General features: G+C 66.9%; 15 protein-coding genes. 8 read left to right on the plus strand and 7 right to left on the minus strand.

Translation table 11 applies throughout. From position 1 onward, the window contains the following. Positions 1-11: 11 nt before the first annotated feature. Together AC5P9C_RS02670 and AC5P9C_RS02675 are read left to right on the plus strand one after the other, a co-directional pair. Positions 12-1,019 carry an XVIPCD domain-containing protein gene (locus AC5P9C_RS02670; RefSeq protein WP_414615036.1) on the plus strand — a complete coding sequence of 336 codons (1,008 nt, stop codon included), beginning with the start codon at positions 12-14 and terminating at the stop codon, positions 1,017-1,019. Between the two features lie 96 nt (positions 1,020-1,115). Further along, positions 1,116-2,384, plus strand: coding sequence for a hypothetical protein (locus AC5P9C_RS02675; protein WP_414615035.1), 1,269 nt, complete (start codon positions 1,116-1,118; stop codon positions 2,382-2,384). Between the two features lie 52 nt (positions 2,385-2,436). Here AC5P9C_RS02675 and AC5P9C_RS02680 read toward each other — a convergent pair whose 3' ends face one another. Genes AC5P9C_RS02680 through AC5P9C_RS02690 form a run of 3 tightly spaced genes read right to left on the minus strand, consistent with a single transcriptional unit; the run spans position 2,437 to position 5,115 of the window. After that, positions 2,437-3,765: an XVIPCD domain-containing protein gene (locus AC5P9C_RS02680; RefSeq protein WP_414615034.1), complete on the minus strand. Its 1,329-nt coding sequence runs from the start codon at positions 3,763-3,765 to the stop codon at positions 2,437-2,439. Next, positions 3,762-4,415, minus strand: a complete 654-nt coding sequence (locus tag AC5P9C_RS02685) for a hypothetical protein (RefSeq protein ID WP_053462701.1) — start codon at positions 4,413-4,415, stop codon at positions 3,762-3,764. Before AC5P9C_RS02685 ends, AC5P9C_RS02680 begins: the two co-directional genes overlap by 4 nt. Positions 4,416-4,458: 43 nt before the next feature. Next, positions 4,459-5,115, minus strand: a complete 657-nt coding sequence (locus tag AC5P9C_RS02690) for a hypothetical protein (protein WP_414615033.1) — start codon at positions 5,113-5,115, stop codon at positions 4,459-4,461. A gap of 254 nt (positions 5,116-5,369) precedes the next feature. On the opposite strand from AC5P9C_RS02690, the gene AC5P9C_RS02695 reads away from it, so the two are divergent. Then, entirely contained in the window at positions 5,370-5,888 is a 519-nt protein-coding gene (locus tag AC5P9C_RS02695) for a GNAT family N-acetyltransferase (protein WP_312557474.1), read from the plus strand. A 21-nt stretch (positions 5,889-5,909) separates the two neighbouring features. Here AC5P9C_RS02695 and AC5P9C_RS02700 read toward each other — a convergent pair whose 3' ends face one another. Continuing rightward, positions 5,910-6,347, minus strand: a complete 438-nt coding sequence (locus AC5P9C_RS02700) for an acetyltransferase (RefSeq protein WP_049464826.1) — start codon at positions 6,345-6,347, stop codon at positions 5,910-5,912. 68 nt (positions 6,348-6,415) lie between these two features. Continuing rightward, positions 6,416-7,183, minus strand: a complete 768-nt coding sequence (locus AC5P9C_RS02705; protein ID WP_343543156.1) for an NAD(P)H-dependent oxidoreductase — start codon at positions 7,181-7,183, stop codon at positions 6,416-6,418. Positions 7,184-7,261: 78 nt separating this feature from the next. Between AC5P9C_RS02705 and AC5P9C_RS02710 the strand changes: the two genes are divergently transcribed. The 5 genes from AC5P9C_RS02710 to AC5P9C_RS02730 all read left to right on the plus strand — a co-directional run bounded on the left by AC5P9C_RS02710 (position 7,262) and on the right by AC5P9C_RS02730 (position 11,136). Next, the gene (locus AC5P9C_RS02710) at positions 7,262-7,621 is read left to right on the plus strand and encodes a winged helix-turn-helix transcriptional regulator (protein ID WP_057494659.1); all 360 of its coding nucleotides are present in this window, start codon (positions 7,262-7,264) and stop codon (positions 7,619-7,621) included. 75 nt (positions 7,622-7,696) lie between these two features. Continuing rightward, the gene (tadA, locus tag AC5P9C_RS02715) at positions 7,697-8,221 is read left to right on the plus strand and encodes a tRNA adenosine(34) deaminase TadA (protein WP_064238779.1); all 525 of its coding nucleotides are present in this window, start codon (positions 7,697-7,699) and stop codon (positions 8,219-8,221) included. 74 nt (positions 8,222-8,295) lie between these two features. Beyond that, a complete protein-coding gene (orn, locus tag AC5P9C_RS02720) occupies positions 8,296-8,868 on the plus strand; it encodes an oligoribonuclease (RefSeq protein WP_053462697.1) in 573 nt (190 codons plus the stop codon). Between the two features lie 123 nt (positions 8,869-8,991). Beyond that, complete coding sequence (locus tag AC5P9C_RS02725; protein ID WP_312580964.1) at positions 8,992-9,864, plus strand: EcsC family protein; 873 nt, start codon at positions 8,992-8,994, stop codon at positions 9,862-9,864. Positions 9,865-10,020: 156 nt separating this feature from the next. After that, positions 10,021-11,136, plus strand: a complete 1,116-nt coding sequence (locus AC5P9C_RS02730) for an alkene reductase (RefSeq protein ID WP_414615032.1) — start codon at positions 10,021-10,023, stop codon at positions 11,134-11,136. A 199-nt stretch (positions 11,137-11,335) separates the two neighbouring features. On the opposite strand, the gene AC5P9C_RS02735 is transcribed toward AC5P9C_RS02730, so the two are convergent. Further along, a complete protein-coding gene (locus AC5P9C_RS02735; protein WP_343543781.1) occupies positions 11,336-12,229 on the minus strand; it encodes a mechanosensitive ion channel family protein in 894 nt (297 codons plus the stop codon). A gap of 145 nt (positions 12,230-12,374) precedes the next feature. Then, positions 12,375-14,753: a phosphoenolpyruvate synthase gene (gene ppsA, locus AC5P9C_RS02740; protein ID WP_049464810.1), complete on the minus strand. Its 2,379-nt coding sequence runs from the start codon at positions 14,751-14,753 to the stop codon at positions 12,375-12,377. Between the last annotated feature and the right edge of the window lie 2 nt (positions 14,754-14,755).

Genomic DNA, 14,755 nt, shown 5'->3' on the forward strand with positions numbered 1-14,755 from the left:
GGAGTTTCACCGTGTCGCAGGATAGGGAGTCGTTGCTGTTGCGGCAGGCCACGGAGGCCGGCATGACTTCGTCCCGGGAACTGGCCAACTTCATGGCGCAGGCCGGGCATGAATCCCGTGGCTTGAGCCGTCTCAACGAGAGTTTCAACTTCACCCGGGGCATCTCGCAGATCCCGGTGGAAGCGGCGTGGCGCAATGGCAACGCTGCGCTGGAGAGCGCCCGCCAGGAAGCGCTGCGTGGCCGCCCGGAAAACCTGGCTGAGCTGATGTACGGCGGGCGCATGGGCAACGATGCCCCTGGCGACGCACTGAAGTATCACGGCCGCGGCTATCTGCCGCTGGTCGGCAAGGAGAACTATGAGCGTGCCGGCAAGGCGCTGGAACTGGACCTGGTGAATCACCCGGAACTGGCCGCGCAGCCCGAGCACGCAGGTCGCATTGCCGTGTGGCAGTGGCAGACGCGGGTGCCGGAGGCGGCGCGCGAGGATGTGCGCGAAGCCACGCGTGCCCTGAATGGCGCGCTCAACGGCATCGAAGCCCGCCAGCAGCGTTTTGACGTGTGGCAGCAGAAGCTGACCCCCGATGTGATGGCGCGCCTGGAGCGCGGCGAAGTGGGGGCGTCTGCCCACCAGGCAACGGGACGCGACATGTCGCAACCGGGCGAGCCGGGATACACGCTGTTCTCGGGAGCGCGCCAGCACCTGCAGCAGATGGGGCCGCAAAGCGGTCTGCGCAGCGTGCAGGAACTGGACAATGCTGCCGGCGCACTGGCGCTGAGCGCGCAGAAGGCGGGGATTTCGCGCATCGATCATCTACTGGCTGGCAACGACGGCCGCACGCTGTTTGCCGTGCAGGGCGCGCTGGGCGATCCGGCCATGCTGCGCGCATCGGTTGATCGCGAACAAGCGGCGCAGCAGCCGCTGGCGCAGAGCAGCCAGCAGTTGGCTGCCAATGTCGCCCAGCAGGACCCGGCGGCCGCGCTCGCCCGCGAGCAGGAGCAGCGTTCTCGATCCCTGTAACACCGATGCCGGCGGGCAGGGTGCCCGCTGGCGCTTTACGTACGACGCGTGGCGCCCTGTGGCGCCGACATGGAAACCCACCCGTAAGGACACCACATGCGAATCGTTCCCCCGAATGCCCGGCACGCCGCGGCCCGCTGCAATGCCCCCGTGCGCCGCCTGCCGCCGCTCTGGCTGCTGTCACTTGGACTTGCCGCAGCGTCGGCACAGGCTCAGGAGGCAGCGGCGCCCGTCGTGGAGACGCGCCCCGCTGCGGAGGCAACTGTTGACGCGCCTGCAGGGGCAGCGCCCGTTACAGCGCCCGCGGCGGCCGACGCCGTTGTCGTGGCGCCGGCTCCCGAAGTACCGGCTGCCGTGATACCCCCTGCGACACCCGTGGTGGACACGCAGCCGGCGCCGGCTGCGGACCCGGCGCCTGCGCCCGTTGCGCCCGCAGCGGCGGCGCCTGTGGCTGCACCTCCCGCCGCAGGCGAGCCCACCGCTCCGGCGGTAGCACCCGCTCCGCCCGCATTGGCCATCGTGCCGTTGCCGCCCGAGCAGGCGACCGAGCGGGCGCTCGGTGCCCGCTGCCCGGTGGATCTGGCCGGACGGCTGGCGAGCCAGGGCGACCTGCTGATCGGCGCCTGCCAGGGCACGATGCCGGCGCATCTGGCCGCGCTGCTGGTCGCGCTGCCCGAGCAGGACATCCACTTGCCGCGCGCCTGGCGCGAGCGCGAGGTGCGGCAGAAGGCCTGGTTCAAGGCGGTGCCGGGCTACGGCCAACGCCCGGATTTCATCGCGCGGATGGGTGATATCTGGGTGCGCTCGCTGGAAGGGCGCGACGCCGACAGCACGTTCTACCTGGTGTCGGCGCCGTTCACCTGCAGCGACCAGGTCGCCAACCGCGGTGAGTACGGCGCGGAGCCGGTCCGCGTGCCAGCGGGTGATTGCCGCGAGGCCTACGTGGGCCAGCGTGTGTACCAGGTTCGTGGGGACGCGGCGCCGCGGGATGTGACTGCCGATGCCATGCCGGCCATGCCGCCGGTGACGGACGCCGACCGGGCGCGACAGCTGTCGCGTGAGGGCCGGATCAGCCTGGACCACAGCAAGTTGCAGTACGGCCCGGCCATGCGTTGGTTCGTGCAGTACCCGGAAACGGCGCAGAAGGGCGGTCCGCGCGCCTACAGCGACTGGAACCGCGAGCACATCGCGTTTGTGGTCTGGACCGGTGATCGCTTCGAGCTGCGCGAGAAGGTCGCACGCGCCCAGCGGCCCTGTGATCCGGTGGCACCCGGCGATCGTGCCTGCGGCGGATTCCCGGATTCGGGCCCGGATCCGTTCGTGACTGCCGGAGTAGGCGTGCCAATGGCGGCCTCCAGCCCCTGAGCCGGCGTGCCGAAGGGTGCGGGAGCCGGGGGGAGTGGCTCCCGCGCCGCCATCAGACCTGCAGGCTGCGGGTCTGATGCTGCTGCTGTTCCAGCTGTTGGTCGCGCTCCAGCGCAAGCCGCTGGCCTGCGGCCTGCTGGTCGATGCGCTGGCTGCTCTGTTCCAGTGGGGTGTTCATCGCCACTGCTGTATCCACCGACACGCGAAGGTGGGCGGGATCGCCGCCCTGGCCCTGCACGGCGAAGCTGCGCGAGGCATCGGCATTCATGACCACTTCGTCGATGCGCTTGCCGCCCGCTGCGTGCATTTCGGCGGCCAGGCTGCCGGCCAGCTGCGTGCTCATTACGTCCGGTACCCGGCCGACGCGGACGTCCTGCGCATGCACGCCACGGATCGCGTCGTTGAACAGTGGGTTGCCCACATGGTTGGGATCGTCCATGCGCAGCATGCTGGTGTGATGGCCATTCTTCTCGGCTTCGCGACGTGCCGGCTCACCGGGCTGCAGCGGGCCGCGGATGTGGTCGTACAGATCGACGGCGCCGCCCGGAATGCCGCGCGCCGCGCGGGTGACACCGCGGCGCAGTGATTCAACGTCGTCGCGGTACTCCTCGATCATCCTGGCGTTGTCTTTTGCCAGCTTCTGCGTTTCCGGGTGTTGCAGCACCGAGCCGTCACCGAGGAAGTTGCCCAGCTTGTGCGCGCCGAACGAGCTGCCTGCGGCGATGATCGGCCGGTCGGGGATCAGGGCGCGCAATGAGTGATTGCTGAAGCCGTTCGCGGCAAGCGTGCTGATTTCGTTCGGCCTGGCGTAGATGCGCACCTGGCCGAAGTGCGGCGACGCCGCGCTGACCGGATCGGAGGCCATGACATGGTTGATCATGGTGTTGCCGCCTTCCGGGATGCGGTAGCTGAGGCTGACCGCGCCATAGGCGTTGAAGGTTTCGCCCTTGACGTTGAAATGGTGCGAGGTGATCTGGGCCAGCGCGCCGCCGAGGGAGTGACCGGTGACGGTGACCTGGGGGGCATGTCCGCCATTCAAGCGTCCCTGCAATGCGGCAGTTTCGAGTGTTCTCTGTGTCAACGCGATCGCGTCCGGCGCCTGCACATTGGTGCGCGCAACCACCATGCCGCCATCGGTCAGAATCGCGTCGCGAGCTATCTGCTCGGTGCCACGATGCGCAATGACGATCTCTTTGCTGTCTACGCGCTGATAGACGGTCCCTTGATAGCCGTTGAGACGATTATTGACATGCTCAAGAATCTTGTACTCATGGCCGTTTAAGGTGACTTTCTCTTCTTGGCCGGGTTCACGTCGGCCGACGGCCCGATCCTTGTAGGCGTCATCAGATAACGCAGCGTAATCCTGGGAGGTGATGGTCACGGCGCCACCTCACTTGCGGAGAGGGTGATCGTAAACAGCTTGTCCTGAAGATCAGGGGCGTAATTGCTGCGATCGGGCTCGCCACTGGCGGGAAAATTGGGAACGCGATCTGCCTTCGGATAGACCAGATCCGGATAGTAGAGCGTATGCGCGCCACCTTCGGTCAGTGGCTTGGCGTCAACGAAGGTTAGGAAGCGGGTCTCTTCTTCAGCGCCCGTCGCCTTCAACATCGCCCCAGCACCAGTGAACTCCCAGTGGCACACGCCGCGGCCGTAGTAGTCCTCATCCAGCATGCGGTCCACATAGAGCGTGCCCCGATACTCGCCATCGGCGACCTTGCGCAGCTCCACCGGCTCCTGGCTGGTGATGCGTGCGGCCGTGCCGGTGGCCGGCTCGATGTGACCGCACTGGTCTTCGTTGGTGACGTCGTACTGTGCGACGCCTTCGACCACCGCAAAATCGCCGGGGGCGTCCTTCAGGCGCAGCACCAGTTCATAGGCCTTGCGCGGGCTGGGGTTGAGCTTGGCGAGGCCGCGCCCACCCTGGGCGACATCGGCTTCAGCAGCGGCACGTTCCTGGTTCATGGCGGTCTCCGGATGGCAGGCGGTCAACAGAAGCAGAGCAAGGCACGGAATCATCTTGTGGCGCAATGTCGGCCTCCTGGTGTGTAGGGGGAAATGTGGCACTGGCAGCTCATGGCGCGAGCGTCCGCACAGTGGTTGTGGTCGAGAACAGCGCGTCGCGCAGTTCCTCCTTGTAGGCCGACGGATCTTCTTTGCCGCTGGCAGGGAAGTTGGCAGCGAGCTCGGCGCGGGGATAAGCAGTCTTCGGATAGTAGAGAGTCAACGGCGATCCCGCGTCCATGCGCTTCTTGTCGATGAACGTCAGGAATCGCGTATCAGCTTCGCCGGTCGTGGCACGCAACATCGCGCCAACGCCGGTCAGCGTCCAGTGGCACGTACCGCGATCGTAATAGTCCTGGTCCTGCATGCGGTCGAGGTAGAACGTACCGCGGTATTCGTTCTCGCCCGTCTTGCGCAGTTCCACCGGTTCCTGGCTGGTGATGCGGCTGGCCGTGCCGGTGGACCAGATGACCCGCCCGCAGTCTTCGTAGTTGCTGACGTCATACTGGGCCACGCCCTCAACAACCGCGAACGGGCCCGGTGCATCCTTCACTGTCAGCACCAGTTCGTAGGCCTGCTTCGGCGCCGGGTTGAGCCTGGCCAGGCCGCGTCCACCCGCAGCAACGTCGCGCTCGGCATCGGCATAAGGTGAGCACGCGGCCAGCGGCAATAGCGCGATCAACGCCAACAACGGCCGTCCCCTGTGTTCGCGCTGTGCTACATCCATGGCTCGGTCCTGCATGGCGCGTCCATGTCCATATATCCTTCCTGGGTGACAGGTTTTCCGATTATGGAGCGTGCCGGCAAGCCATTGCCACCCGGCGCGCCATGTTTTTGACGCGCCGGCGGGTGCTACCTCGGGCGTATCGCTTGTGCCGTGGGCGATCCGGTGTTTCCGCTGGCGCTGCGTGCGACTCAGGCTCTTCTGCAGATGTGTGATTCAAATCAATAATTCACATTTCCATCACGGAGACGGGCGCCATGCATTACACGATTCGGCCTGAGTCCAATAAAGACCGTGCAAGTATCCACGCACTCACTGAGGCGGCCTTCCGTGATGCGCCGCACAGCAGCCACACCGAGCAGTTCATTGTCGATGCGCTGCGTTCGCGTGGAGAGCTGAGTCTTTCGCTGATCGCCGAGAAGGACGGGCAGGTCGTCGGGCACATCGCCCTGTCGCCGGTGACGATCAGCGATGGCAGCACCGGCTGGTTTGGCGTGGGGCCCATCTCGGTGCTGCCCGGATGCCAGGGGCAGGGCATTGGCGCTGCGCTGATGCACGCGGCGCTCGACGCATTGCGTGGGCAGGGCGCGCAGGGCTGTGTGGTGCTGGGGGAGCCGTCCTACTACGGGCGATTCGGGTTCCATGCCGAACCGGGCCTGGTACTGCCGGGTGTTCCAGCAGCGTACTTCCAGGCCCTCTCCCTGGTGCCGCCGATCGCGCAGGGCGAAGTGCGCTACTCAGCGGCATTCGAGGCAAGCGCCCCGCCCGTGGATTGACCCCCGCCGCCGGGGCTGATCTCAGCCCTCGTACCGGAGATGGATCAGCGGATACGGGCGGCCCTGCGAATCCAGCGGTGAACGTCCGGTTTCGACGAAGCCCATGCGCTGGTAGAAGCCGACGGCCTGCGCGTTCTGTTCGTTGACGTCGGTACTGAGCTGCGGATGCAGGGCCAGCGCATGCTGCAGCAGTCGCCGGCCGATACCGGTACCGCGCACGTCAGGATCGATGAACAGCGCTTCCATGTGCGTGCCATCGATCAGCATGAAGCCAAGGGGGCGGTCCTGAGCGTCGACGGCCACGGTCATCGGCGCCAGCGGCAGGAAACCGGCGACTTCGGCGTCGATGGCCTGGCGGTCTTCTGCGCTGAGGAAGTCGTGGGTGGCGTCGACGGCGCGGCGCCAGAGGTCGACGAGGGCGGCGCCGTCGTCGGCGCGCGAGGCGCGAAGGGTGGTCATGGGTTCACCCAGGTGCTTTCAATGGGCACGTAGTATCGCGCGTCCCGATCCAGCGTGCAGACCTGGATTCATCCGGCGTTGCGATGGCGGATGAAGGGACTGTAGGTGGTGGCCTCCGCGCGCAGCACCACGCCGTCCTCGAAATCCGCGCTGTCGTTGAAGGGCACGGTGGGCCACTGCGTCCAGTGCGCCAGGCGTTCGCGGTAGTAGTGGGTTGCTGCAGCCAGGGCATCGTCGTGTGCCTGCGCGCGCTCCGGTGCCAGCCCGGAACGCACGCCGTGCACCACATGCGGTTCCATCACATCGAAGCCGACGTAGCGCAGGCTGTACATCAACGGCCACAGCAACAGGCGGGTATCACCCTCACGGCCATCCACCGCGCAGGCCCGCGCCGAAGCGCCGGTGGTGACGCTGAGCAGGGCACGCTTGCCGCGCACCGCGCCGTGTTCGTGGCGCAGGCGGCTGTTGTACATCGGCCCGTAGACCAGTACGCGGTCCAGCCAGCCCTTGAGGATCGCCGGTGCCGAAAACCACCACAGCGGGAACTGCAGGATCACCCGATCCGCAGCCCGCAGCAACTGCAGATGGCGCTGCACATCGGCGGGTAGCCGGCCCTGTTCGGCGCCGTGACGCTGTTCGCGCTGGGCATCGAAGCGGTCGGGCTGCAGGCGCCTTGAATGATGATGGGCCGCTTCCAGTGGATCGAAGCCTTCCGCATACAGGTCGACCACGTCCACCTGCAGGGCGTCATGGCGCAGCTGTTCGGCGGCCTGCGCGGCCAGGTAGGCGTTGAACGAGCGGGGTTCGGGATGGGCAAGCAGGATCAGGGCGCGCATGGGGCGAGGTGTTGGTGGAGTGTGCGACCATCCTCGCGATGCCGGAGTGCCCCGGCAATTACGCACCTTGAGGTAACCATGGCCTGTCCGGGCGATGTCTATGCCGCCGATTGCTCGGCACGTGATGCGCTGGCGCTGATCTCCGGCAAGTGGGTGATGCTGCTGTTGCCGGCGCTGTCGCAGGGGCCGCTGCGCAATGGCGCGCTGCTGCGGAAGATCGAAGGCATCTCGCAGAAGGTGTTGACCCAGACCCTGCGGCAGCTGGAGCGCAATGGCCTGGTCGAGCGGTGTGAGCTGGGCAAAAAGCCACTGCATGTGGAGTACCGGCTGACCGAAGTCGCGCGTGGCCTGGTTGACACGCTGTCCGCTCTGGACCGTTGGGCCGAGCACAACTTCCCGGCACTGGACGCCGCCCGCGAGCGCTTCGACGCACGCTAGCGGCGCCTGCACGGCCGCGGGCGTACAATGCGGCCCCGGCGGCCATCCTGGCCCTGCAGACACGCGAGAACCGCCATGACCGATGCCCTGGGTGTGCCGGTGCACGACGCCGATGAACGCTGGATGCGCCACGCGCTGGCCCTGGCCGAGCGCGCGCAACGCGAGTTCGATGAGATTCCGGTCGGTGCGGTACTGGTGGGCGCCGATGGCCAGCTGCTGGGCGAGGGCTGGAACCTCAACATCGCCTCGCACGATCCCAGCGCGCATGCCGAGATCGTGGCGATGCGGGCCGGTGGCACGCGGCTGGCCAACCATCGGCTGCTGGGCAGCACTCTGTACGTGACCCTGGAACCCTGCGCGATGTGCGCGATGGCGATCGTGCATGCACGCGTTGCCCGCCTGGTCTACGGCGCCAGCGACCCCAAGACCGGTGCCTGCGGCAGCGTCTTCGACCTGCTGGGCGATGCGCGCCACAACCACCGGGTGGAGATCCACGGCGGCGTGCTGGCCAAGGAGGCGAGCACGCGCCTGACCAATTATTTCCGCGCCAAGCGCGGCAAGCCGCCGCTGTTGCTGGAAGACCACGCCGGCGAGGGCTGAGGGGTGACAGGGTATGATGGACGCCCCTTTCCTTCACCGGTAGGCCGCGCGCCTGCCCAGCACCGAGGCGACACATGGCGGACAACGGCGCGGCCAACGAGCGGCTGATCTGGATCGACCTGGAAATGACCGGGTTGGATACCGACAACGATTCGATCATCGAGATCGCCACCGTGGTCACCGACGCGCAGCTCAACGTGCTGGCCGAGGGTCCGGAATTCGCCATCCACCACCCGCTGGAAACGCTGGAAGCGATGGACGAGTGGAACCGCAATCAGCACCGCCGTTCCGGCCTGTGGCAGCGCGTGCTGGACAGCACCACCACGCTGGGCCAGGCCGAAGCGCAGACGGTGAACTTCCTGGCGCAGTGGATCCCGGCCGGCCTTTCGCCGATGTGCGGCAACTCGATCTGCCAGGATCGCCGCTTCCTGCACCGCCAGATGCCGAGGCTGGAGAAGTACTTCCACTACCGCAACCTGGACGTGTCCACGGTGAAGGAACTGGCCAAGCGCTGGGCGCCGAGCGTGGCTGCCGGCGTCGGCAAGAACAGCAACCACACCGCGCTGAGCGACGTGCACGACTCGATCGCCGAACTGCGCCACTACCGCCAGTTCATGGGCGCGCTGTCGGGGTTGCCGGCTGCCTGAACGACGCCGCCGGGTGACACGCCCACGGGTAGCGCCGGCCGCTGGCTGGCAAGGCGCCGGATCCGCCCCTTCTGGCGTGACCCGCGACGAGCCGTTCAACTACCGGGCGCTAAGATCGGCGCCATGAACGAGCCGATCCTGCTTCCCCGCGACATTGCCCACGACGCCCGCGACTGGTCCGACCTGCAGCGGGCGGTGGCGCTGCTGGAAGCGCCGACCCTGACCGCGCGCATGGCGAACCTGGTCGGCACGCCACTGGAGTTCGCGGTGAAGGCGCTGCCCAAGGCGGTCTCGGGCCGCATCCACGGCGCGGTGCAGGCGGCGCTGTCCAAGTCCGCGCAGGCGGCCCTGTGGAGCATGGACAACACCCCTGGCAAGGGCGCATCCACGCGCTGGCACAAGGTCGCGGCCGCGACGTCAGGCGCGGTCGGAGGCGCTTTTGGCTTCGCGGCACTTTTCATCGAACTGCCGATATCGACCACGATCATGATGCGGGCGGTGGCCGACGTGGCCCGCAGCGAGGGCTTTGACCTGTCCGAGTTCAGCACCCGCCAGGCGTGCCTTGAGGTATTCGCGCTGGGCGGCAACTCGCCGCGTGATGACGCCAGCGAGACGGGCTATTACCTGGCCCGCGGCTTCACGACCGATGTGATGCGCCATCTCTCGGCCGAGCTGGCCGGGCGCGTGGTGACCGGCCGCGACCTGACCCTGGGCGTGGCGCCGAAGGAAGCCGGCAAGCTGCTGGCGAAGCTGGTGGAGAAGGTGGCGGCGCGCTTTGGCGTGGTCGTTACCGAGAAGTTCGCCGCGCAGGCGGTGCCGATCGTCGGTGCCGCTGCCGGCGCAACACTGAACACCATGTTCACTGACTACTACCAGGACATGGCGCGCGGCCACTTCATCGTGCGCCGGCTGGAGCGCAAGTACGGCGAGGACGTGGTACGCACCTGCTATGACCGCGTGGCGCATGGCGGCGTGCTGATCGAACCCACGCTGTAACCGGCTTCGGGGTCGGAGCCCGTTCCGTTCAAAGGGATCCGACCGCCGGCCGGCCATCCTTGCCTTGAGGGAACAACTGTTTTGCCAGTGCGTGCCTGTTGCGTGGCCGCCGCCATCCCCATCCTTGCCGGCAGTCCCCTGCAAGAGATTGCCGCCATGCTGTTCACTCCCCACCGCCTGGGCGCGCTGACGTTGCCCAACCGCATTGTGATGCCGCCGATGACCCGCTCGCGCTCGTCGGCCGGCAACGTGCCCACTGCCGAAATGGCCACGTACTACGCGCAGCGTGCCGGCGCCGGCCTCATTGTCAGCGAGGGTACCCAGATCAGCGCGCAGGGCCAGGGCTACGCCTGGACCCCGGGCATCCACAGCCCGGAACAGGTGCAGGGCTGGCGCCAGGTGACTGACGCCGTGCACGCCGCCGGTGGCCGCATCTACGCCCAGCTGTGGCATGTCGGCCGGGTCTCGCACGTGGCGCTGCAGCCGGGTGGCGCCGCGCCGGTGTCGTCGTCGGCGTTGTTGGCGGAAGGCGTGAAGGTATTCGTCGACCCGACCGGGGCAGGTCCCGAAGCCGGGGTGGGCGAAATGATCCAGCATTCGATGCCGCGTGAGCTGCGCGAAGATGAGATTCCGGGCGTCGTCGCCGATTTCGCGCAGGCCGCGCGCAATGCGCTGGACGCAGGCTTCGATGGCGTGGAGTTGCACGGTGCCAATGGCTACCTGATCAACCAGTTCATCGACTCGCAGGCCAACCATCGCACTGACGGCTATGGCGGCGCGTTGCAGAACCGGCTGCGGTTCCTGCGCGAGGTCGTGCAGGCGGTGGTCGCGGTGGCCGGCGGTGACCGCGTCGGCGTGCGCCTGGCGCCGCTGACCACGCTGCAGGGCGCGGTGGACGATACGCCGCAGGCGACCTATCTGGCGGCCGCGCATCTGCTGGGTGAGCTGGGCGTGGGTTACCTGCACATTGCCGAAGCGGATTGGGACGATGCACCGTTGATGCCGGTGGCGTTCAAGCAGGCGCTGCGCATGGTCTACCCGGGTACGCTGATCTACGCCGGCAAGTACACCGCCGAGCGCGCCGAGCAGGCACTGGCGGAAGGCTGGGCTGACCTGATCGGCTTCGGCCGTCCGTTCATCGCCAACCCGGATCTGCCGGAGCGACTGCGTACCGGTGCGGCGCTGAATCCGCCGGATCGCGCGACGTTCTTTGGCGGTGGCGCGGTCGGCTTCACCGATTACCCGACGCTGGAAGAGAGCGTCGCGGCCTGATCCTGGCCGGCATTTCAGTCAGGCGGCGGGGGTAGTGCCGGCCGCTGGCCGGCATTCCAGTCAGGCGGCGAGTGGGTAGTGCCGGCCGCTGGCCGGCATTCCAGTCAGGGGGGCGAGGGGTAGTGCCGGCCGCTGGCCGGCATTTCAGTCAGGCGGCGAGGGGGTAGTACCGGCCGCTGGCCGGCATTCCACTGCCGGATCACGGCTTGTCGCGCACCAGCGCGTCGGCCTCAACCACGCCGCCATCCTTGCCGTGCAGGTACAGATGCATGTCCTGCTGCGGGTAGGGGATGTTGATGCCGGCCTTGTCATAGCCCAGCTTCAGCTGCTCCAGCAGCGTGACCTTGGTACCAAACCAGTCGGCCGACTTCACGTAGCAGCGGATGCCGAGGTTGATGGCGTGCGCGCCCAGCTCGTAGACCACCACGTCCGGTGCGGGGGTCTGCAGCACGCGCGGGTCGGCCTTCATCAACGCCAGCGCGGTATCGCGTGCCAGCTGGATGTTGTCCTCATAGCCGATGCCGATCACCAGCTCGACGCGGCGCGTCGGTTCGGCGGTGAGGTTGATGATCGGTGCGGCAGTGATCAGCGTGTTCGGAATGGTGGTGTGCTGGTTGTCGGCACCGGTGAGCACGGTCTGGAAGATGCGCACTTCGCGCACCGTGCCGGTCTGCCCGGCCACGGTCACCACATCGCCCACGCGGAACGGTCGCAGCGTCACCAGCATCACACCCGAGGCGATGTTGGACAGCGAATCCTTCAATGCAAGACCGACCGCCAGGCCAGCGGTGCCGAGCACGGCGAGCAGCGGAGTGATCTGCACGCCCAGCGTGCCGATGGCGAGCACCACCACGATCACCAGCGACGCTGCGTAGACCACATTGCGCAGGAAGCTGCCCAGCATCGGGTCCACGCCCATGCGCGCGGTGGCGCGCGGCATGGCATTGGACAGGCGACGTGCCACCCACAGGCCCACCAGCAGTACCAGGATGGCGGCCAGCAACGGCACACCGTAGGTTTCCAGCAGGCGCTCCCAGTTGAGCGAGTGGAACCAGGGCGTTGCGGCGGGGGCGGGAGGTGCGGCGGCGATCATGCGAAAGTCCTTTGCTGCGTAGCGATGTCTGCGTGGGGCAGGGCGTGCGTGGACGCCAGAAACAGCAAGCCCCGCAAAGGCGGGGCTTGCGTGCAGCAGCAGTATGGGCGGACGTCGATGAAAGCGACGTCAGCCCCTCGTGGCATCAGCCGTTGGCCTTCAGCTTGGCCAGGCGCAGCCAAGTGTCGACCACGGTGTCCGGGTTCAGCGACACCGACTCGATGCCTTCCTGCATGAGCCATTCGGCCAGATCCGGGTGATCGGACGGGCCCTGGCCGCAGATGCCGACGTACTTGCCCTTGGCGCGTGCAGCCTTGATCGCCATCGACAGCAGCTTCTTCACTGCCGGGTTCCGTTCGTCGAACAGGTGCGCGACGATCGACGAGTCGCGGTCCAGGCCCAGGCTCAGCTGGGTCAGGTCGTTGGAGCCGATCGAGAAGCCGTCGAAGATCTCCAGGAACTCATCGGCGAGCAGTGCGTTGGACGGCACTTCGCACATCATGATGATCTTCAGGCCGTTCTCGCCCTGCTTCAGGCCGTTCTGCTCCAGCACCTCGACGACCTTGCGGCCCTCTTCCAGGGTGCGCACGAACGGAATCATGACCCACAGGTTGTCCAGGCCCATTTCGTTGCGCACGCGCAGCACCGCCTTGCACTCCAGCGCGAAGGCGGCCGAGAAGCTCGGGTCGACGTAACGGCTGGCGCCGCGGAAGCCGATCATCGGGTTCTCTTCGTGCGGCTCGTAGTTGCTGCCGCCGATCAGGTTGGCGTACTCGTTGGACTTGAAGTCCGACAGGCGCACGATCACCGGGTTCGGAGCAACCGACGCGGTGAGGGTGGCGATGCCTTCGGCCAGGCGGTCGACGTAGAAGCTGACCGGGTCACCGTAGCCGGCGATCTTCTCGTCGATCTTCTTCTTCGTTGCCGCGTCCTGGCGGTCGTATTCCAGCAGCGCGTTCGGGTGGATGCCGATGTGGCTGGCGATGATCATTTCCAGGCGGGCCAGGCCGATGCCGGCGTTCGGCAGCTGGCCGAAGTCGAAGGCACGTTCCGGGTTGGCCACGTTCATCATGATCTTCAACGGTGCCGGCGGCATGTTGCCCAGATCGGTGGTGGTGCGCTCGAAGCCCAGCTTGCCTTCGTAGATGAAGCCGGTATCGCCTTCAGCGCAGCTGACGGTGACCAGCTGGCCATCTTCGATCACCTTGGTCGCGTTGCCCGAGCCGACCACAGCCGGCACGCCCAGCTCGCGCGCGATGATCGCGGCGTGGCAGGTGCGGCCACCACGGTTGGTGACGATGGCCGAAGCGCGCTTCATCACCGGTTCCCAGTCGGGATCGGTCATGTCGGCGATCAGTACGTCGCCCGGCTGCACGCGGTTCATGTCGTCCAGCGTCTTCACCACGCGGGCCACGCCCGAACCGATCTTGGCACCGACGGCGCGGCCCTCGGCCAGCACGTTGCCGCCCTTTTCGGTCAGCGCGAAGCGCTCGATCTGGGTGGCGTGGCTGCGCGACTTCACCGTTTCCGGGCGCGCCTGCACGATGAACAGCTTGCCGCTGACACCGTCCTTGGCCCACTCGATGTCCATCGGGCGGCCGTAGTGCTTTTCGATCACCAGCGCCTGCTTGGCCAGTTCCTGCACGTCCTCGTCGCTGATCGAGAAGGTGTTGCGCAGTTCGGCCGGGGTATCTTCGATCCTGACGCGCTCACCCGGAACATCCGAATACACCATGCGGATCGCCTTGCTGCCGAGCGAGCGGCGCAGGATCGCCGGCTTGCCGGCCTGCAGGGTGGGCTTGTAGACGTAGTATTCGTCCGGGTTGACCGCGCCCTGCACGACCATTTCGCCCAGGCCGAACGAGGAGGTGACGAACACCACGTCGCGGAAGCCTGACTCGGTATCCAGGGTGAACAGCACGCCGGAGGAGCCGACCCCCGAGCGCACCATCAGCTGCACGCCGGCGGACAGGAACACGTCCTCATGCTTGAAGCCGTGGTGCACGCGGTAGGCGATGGCACGGTCGTTGTACAGCGAGGCGAACACTTCCTTGACCTTGTGCACGACGTCGTCGGCACCGGTGACGTTGAGGAAGGTTTCCTGCTGGCCGGCGAAGGAGGCATCCGGCAGATCCTCGGCGGTGGCCGACGAACGCACGGCCACGGCCACGTCGCCGCCGCCGTTGTCGGCGCTCAGCTTGGCGTAGGCGGTGCGGATGTCCTGGTCCAGCTGCGGCTGCAGCGGTGCATCGATCACCCAGCTGCGGATTTCCTTGCCGGCGGCGGTCAGCGCAGTGACGTCCTCGACGTCCAGCGTGGCCAACTTGTCGAAGATGCGCTTGGACAGGTCGTTGTGCGCGATGAAGTCCTTGAAGGCTTCAGCGGTGGTGGCATAACCGCCCGGCACCGAAACGCCCAGACCGGCCAGGTTGCCGATCATCTCGCCCAGGGACGAATTCTTGCCGCCTACGCGGGCCAGATCGGCCAGACGCAGTTCGTGCAACCACAGGATGTTCTCGTTCAAGC

This window comes from Stenotrophomonas sp. YJH_SMC_10, assembly GCF_059371555.1.

What these genes read in the sequence shown, in the direction of transcription:
- AC5P9C_RS02705 (WP_343543156.1), bottom strand. Translation starts at nt 7,183, where the DNA reads ATGCGCGCCCTGATCCTGCTTGCCCATCCCGAACCCCGCTCGTTCAAC.
- AC5P9C_RS02690 (WP_414615033.1), bottom strand. Translation starts at nt 5,115, where the DNA reads ATGGATGTAGCACAGCGCGAACACAGGGGACGGCCGTTGTTGGCGTTG.
- AC5P9C_RS02710 (WP_057494659.1), top strand. Translation starts at nt 7,262, where the DNA reads ATGGCCTGTCCGGGCGATGTCTATGCCGCCGATTGCTCGGCACGTGAT.
- AC5P9C_RS02725 (WP_312580964.1), top strand. Translation starts at nt 8,992, where the DNA reads ATGAACGAGCCGATCCTGCTTCCCCGCGACATTGCCCACGACGCCCGC.
- AC5P9C_RS02730 (WP_414615032.1), top strand. Translation starts at nt 10,021, where the DNA reads ATGCTGTTCACTCCCCACCGCCTGGGCGCGCTGACGTTGCCCAACCGC.
- tadA (WP_064238779.1), top strand. Translation starts at nt 7,697, where the DNA reads ATGACCGATGCCCTGGGTGTGCCGGTGCACGACGCCGATGAACGCTGG.
- orn (WP_053462697.1), top strand. Translation starts at nt 8,296, where the DNA reads ATGGCGGACAACGGCGCGGCCAACGAGCGGCTGATCTGGATCGACCTG.
- AC5P9C_RS02735 (WP_343543781.1), bottom strand. Translation starts at nt 12,229, where the DNA reads ATGATCGCCGCCGCACCTCCCGCCCCCGCCGCAACGCCCTGGTTCCAC.
- AC5P9C_RS02700 (WP_049464826.1), bottom strand. Translation starts at nt 6,347, where the DNA reads ATGACCACCCTTCGCGCCTCGCGCGCCGACGACGGCGCCGCCCTCGTC.
- AC5P9C_RS02675 (WP_414615035.1), top strand. Translation starts at nt 1,116, where the DNA reads ATGCGAATCGTTCCCCCGAATGCCCGGCACGCCGCGGCCCGCTGCAAT.
- AC5P9C_RS02695 (WP_312557474.1), top strand. Translation starts at nt 5,370, where the DNA reads ATGCATTACACGATTCGGCCTGAGTCCAATAAAGACCGTGCAAGTATC.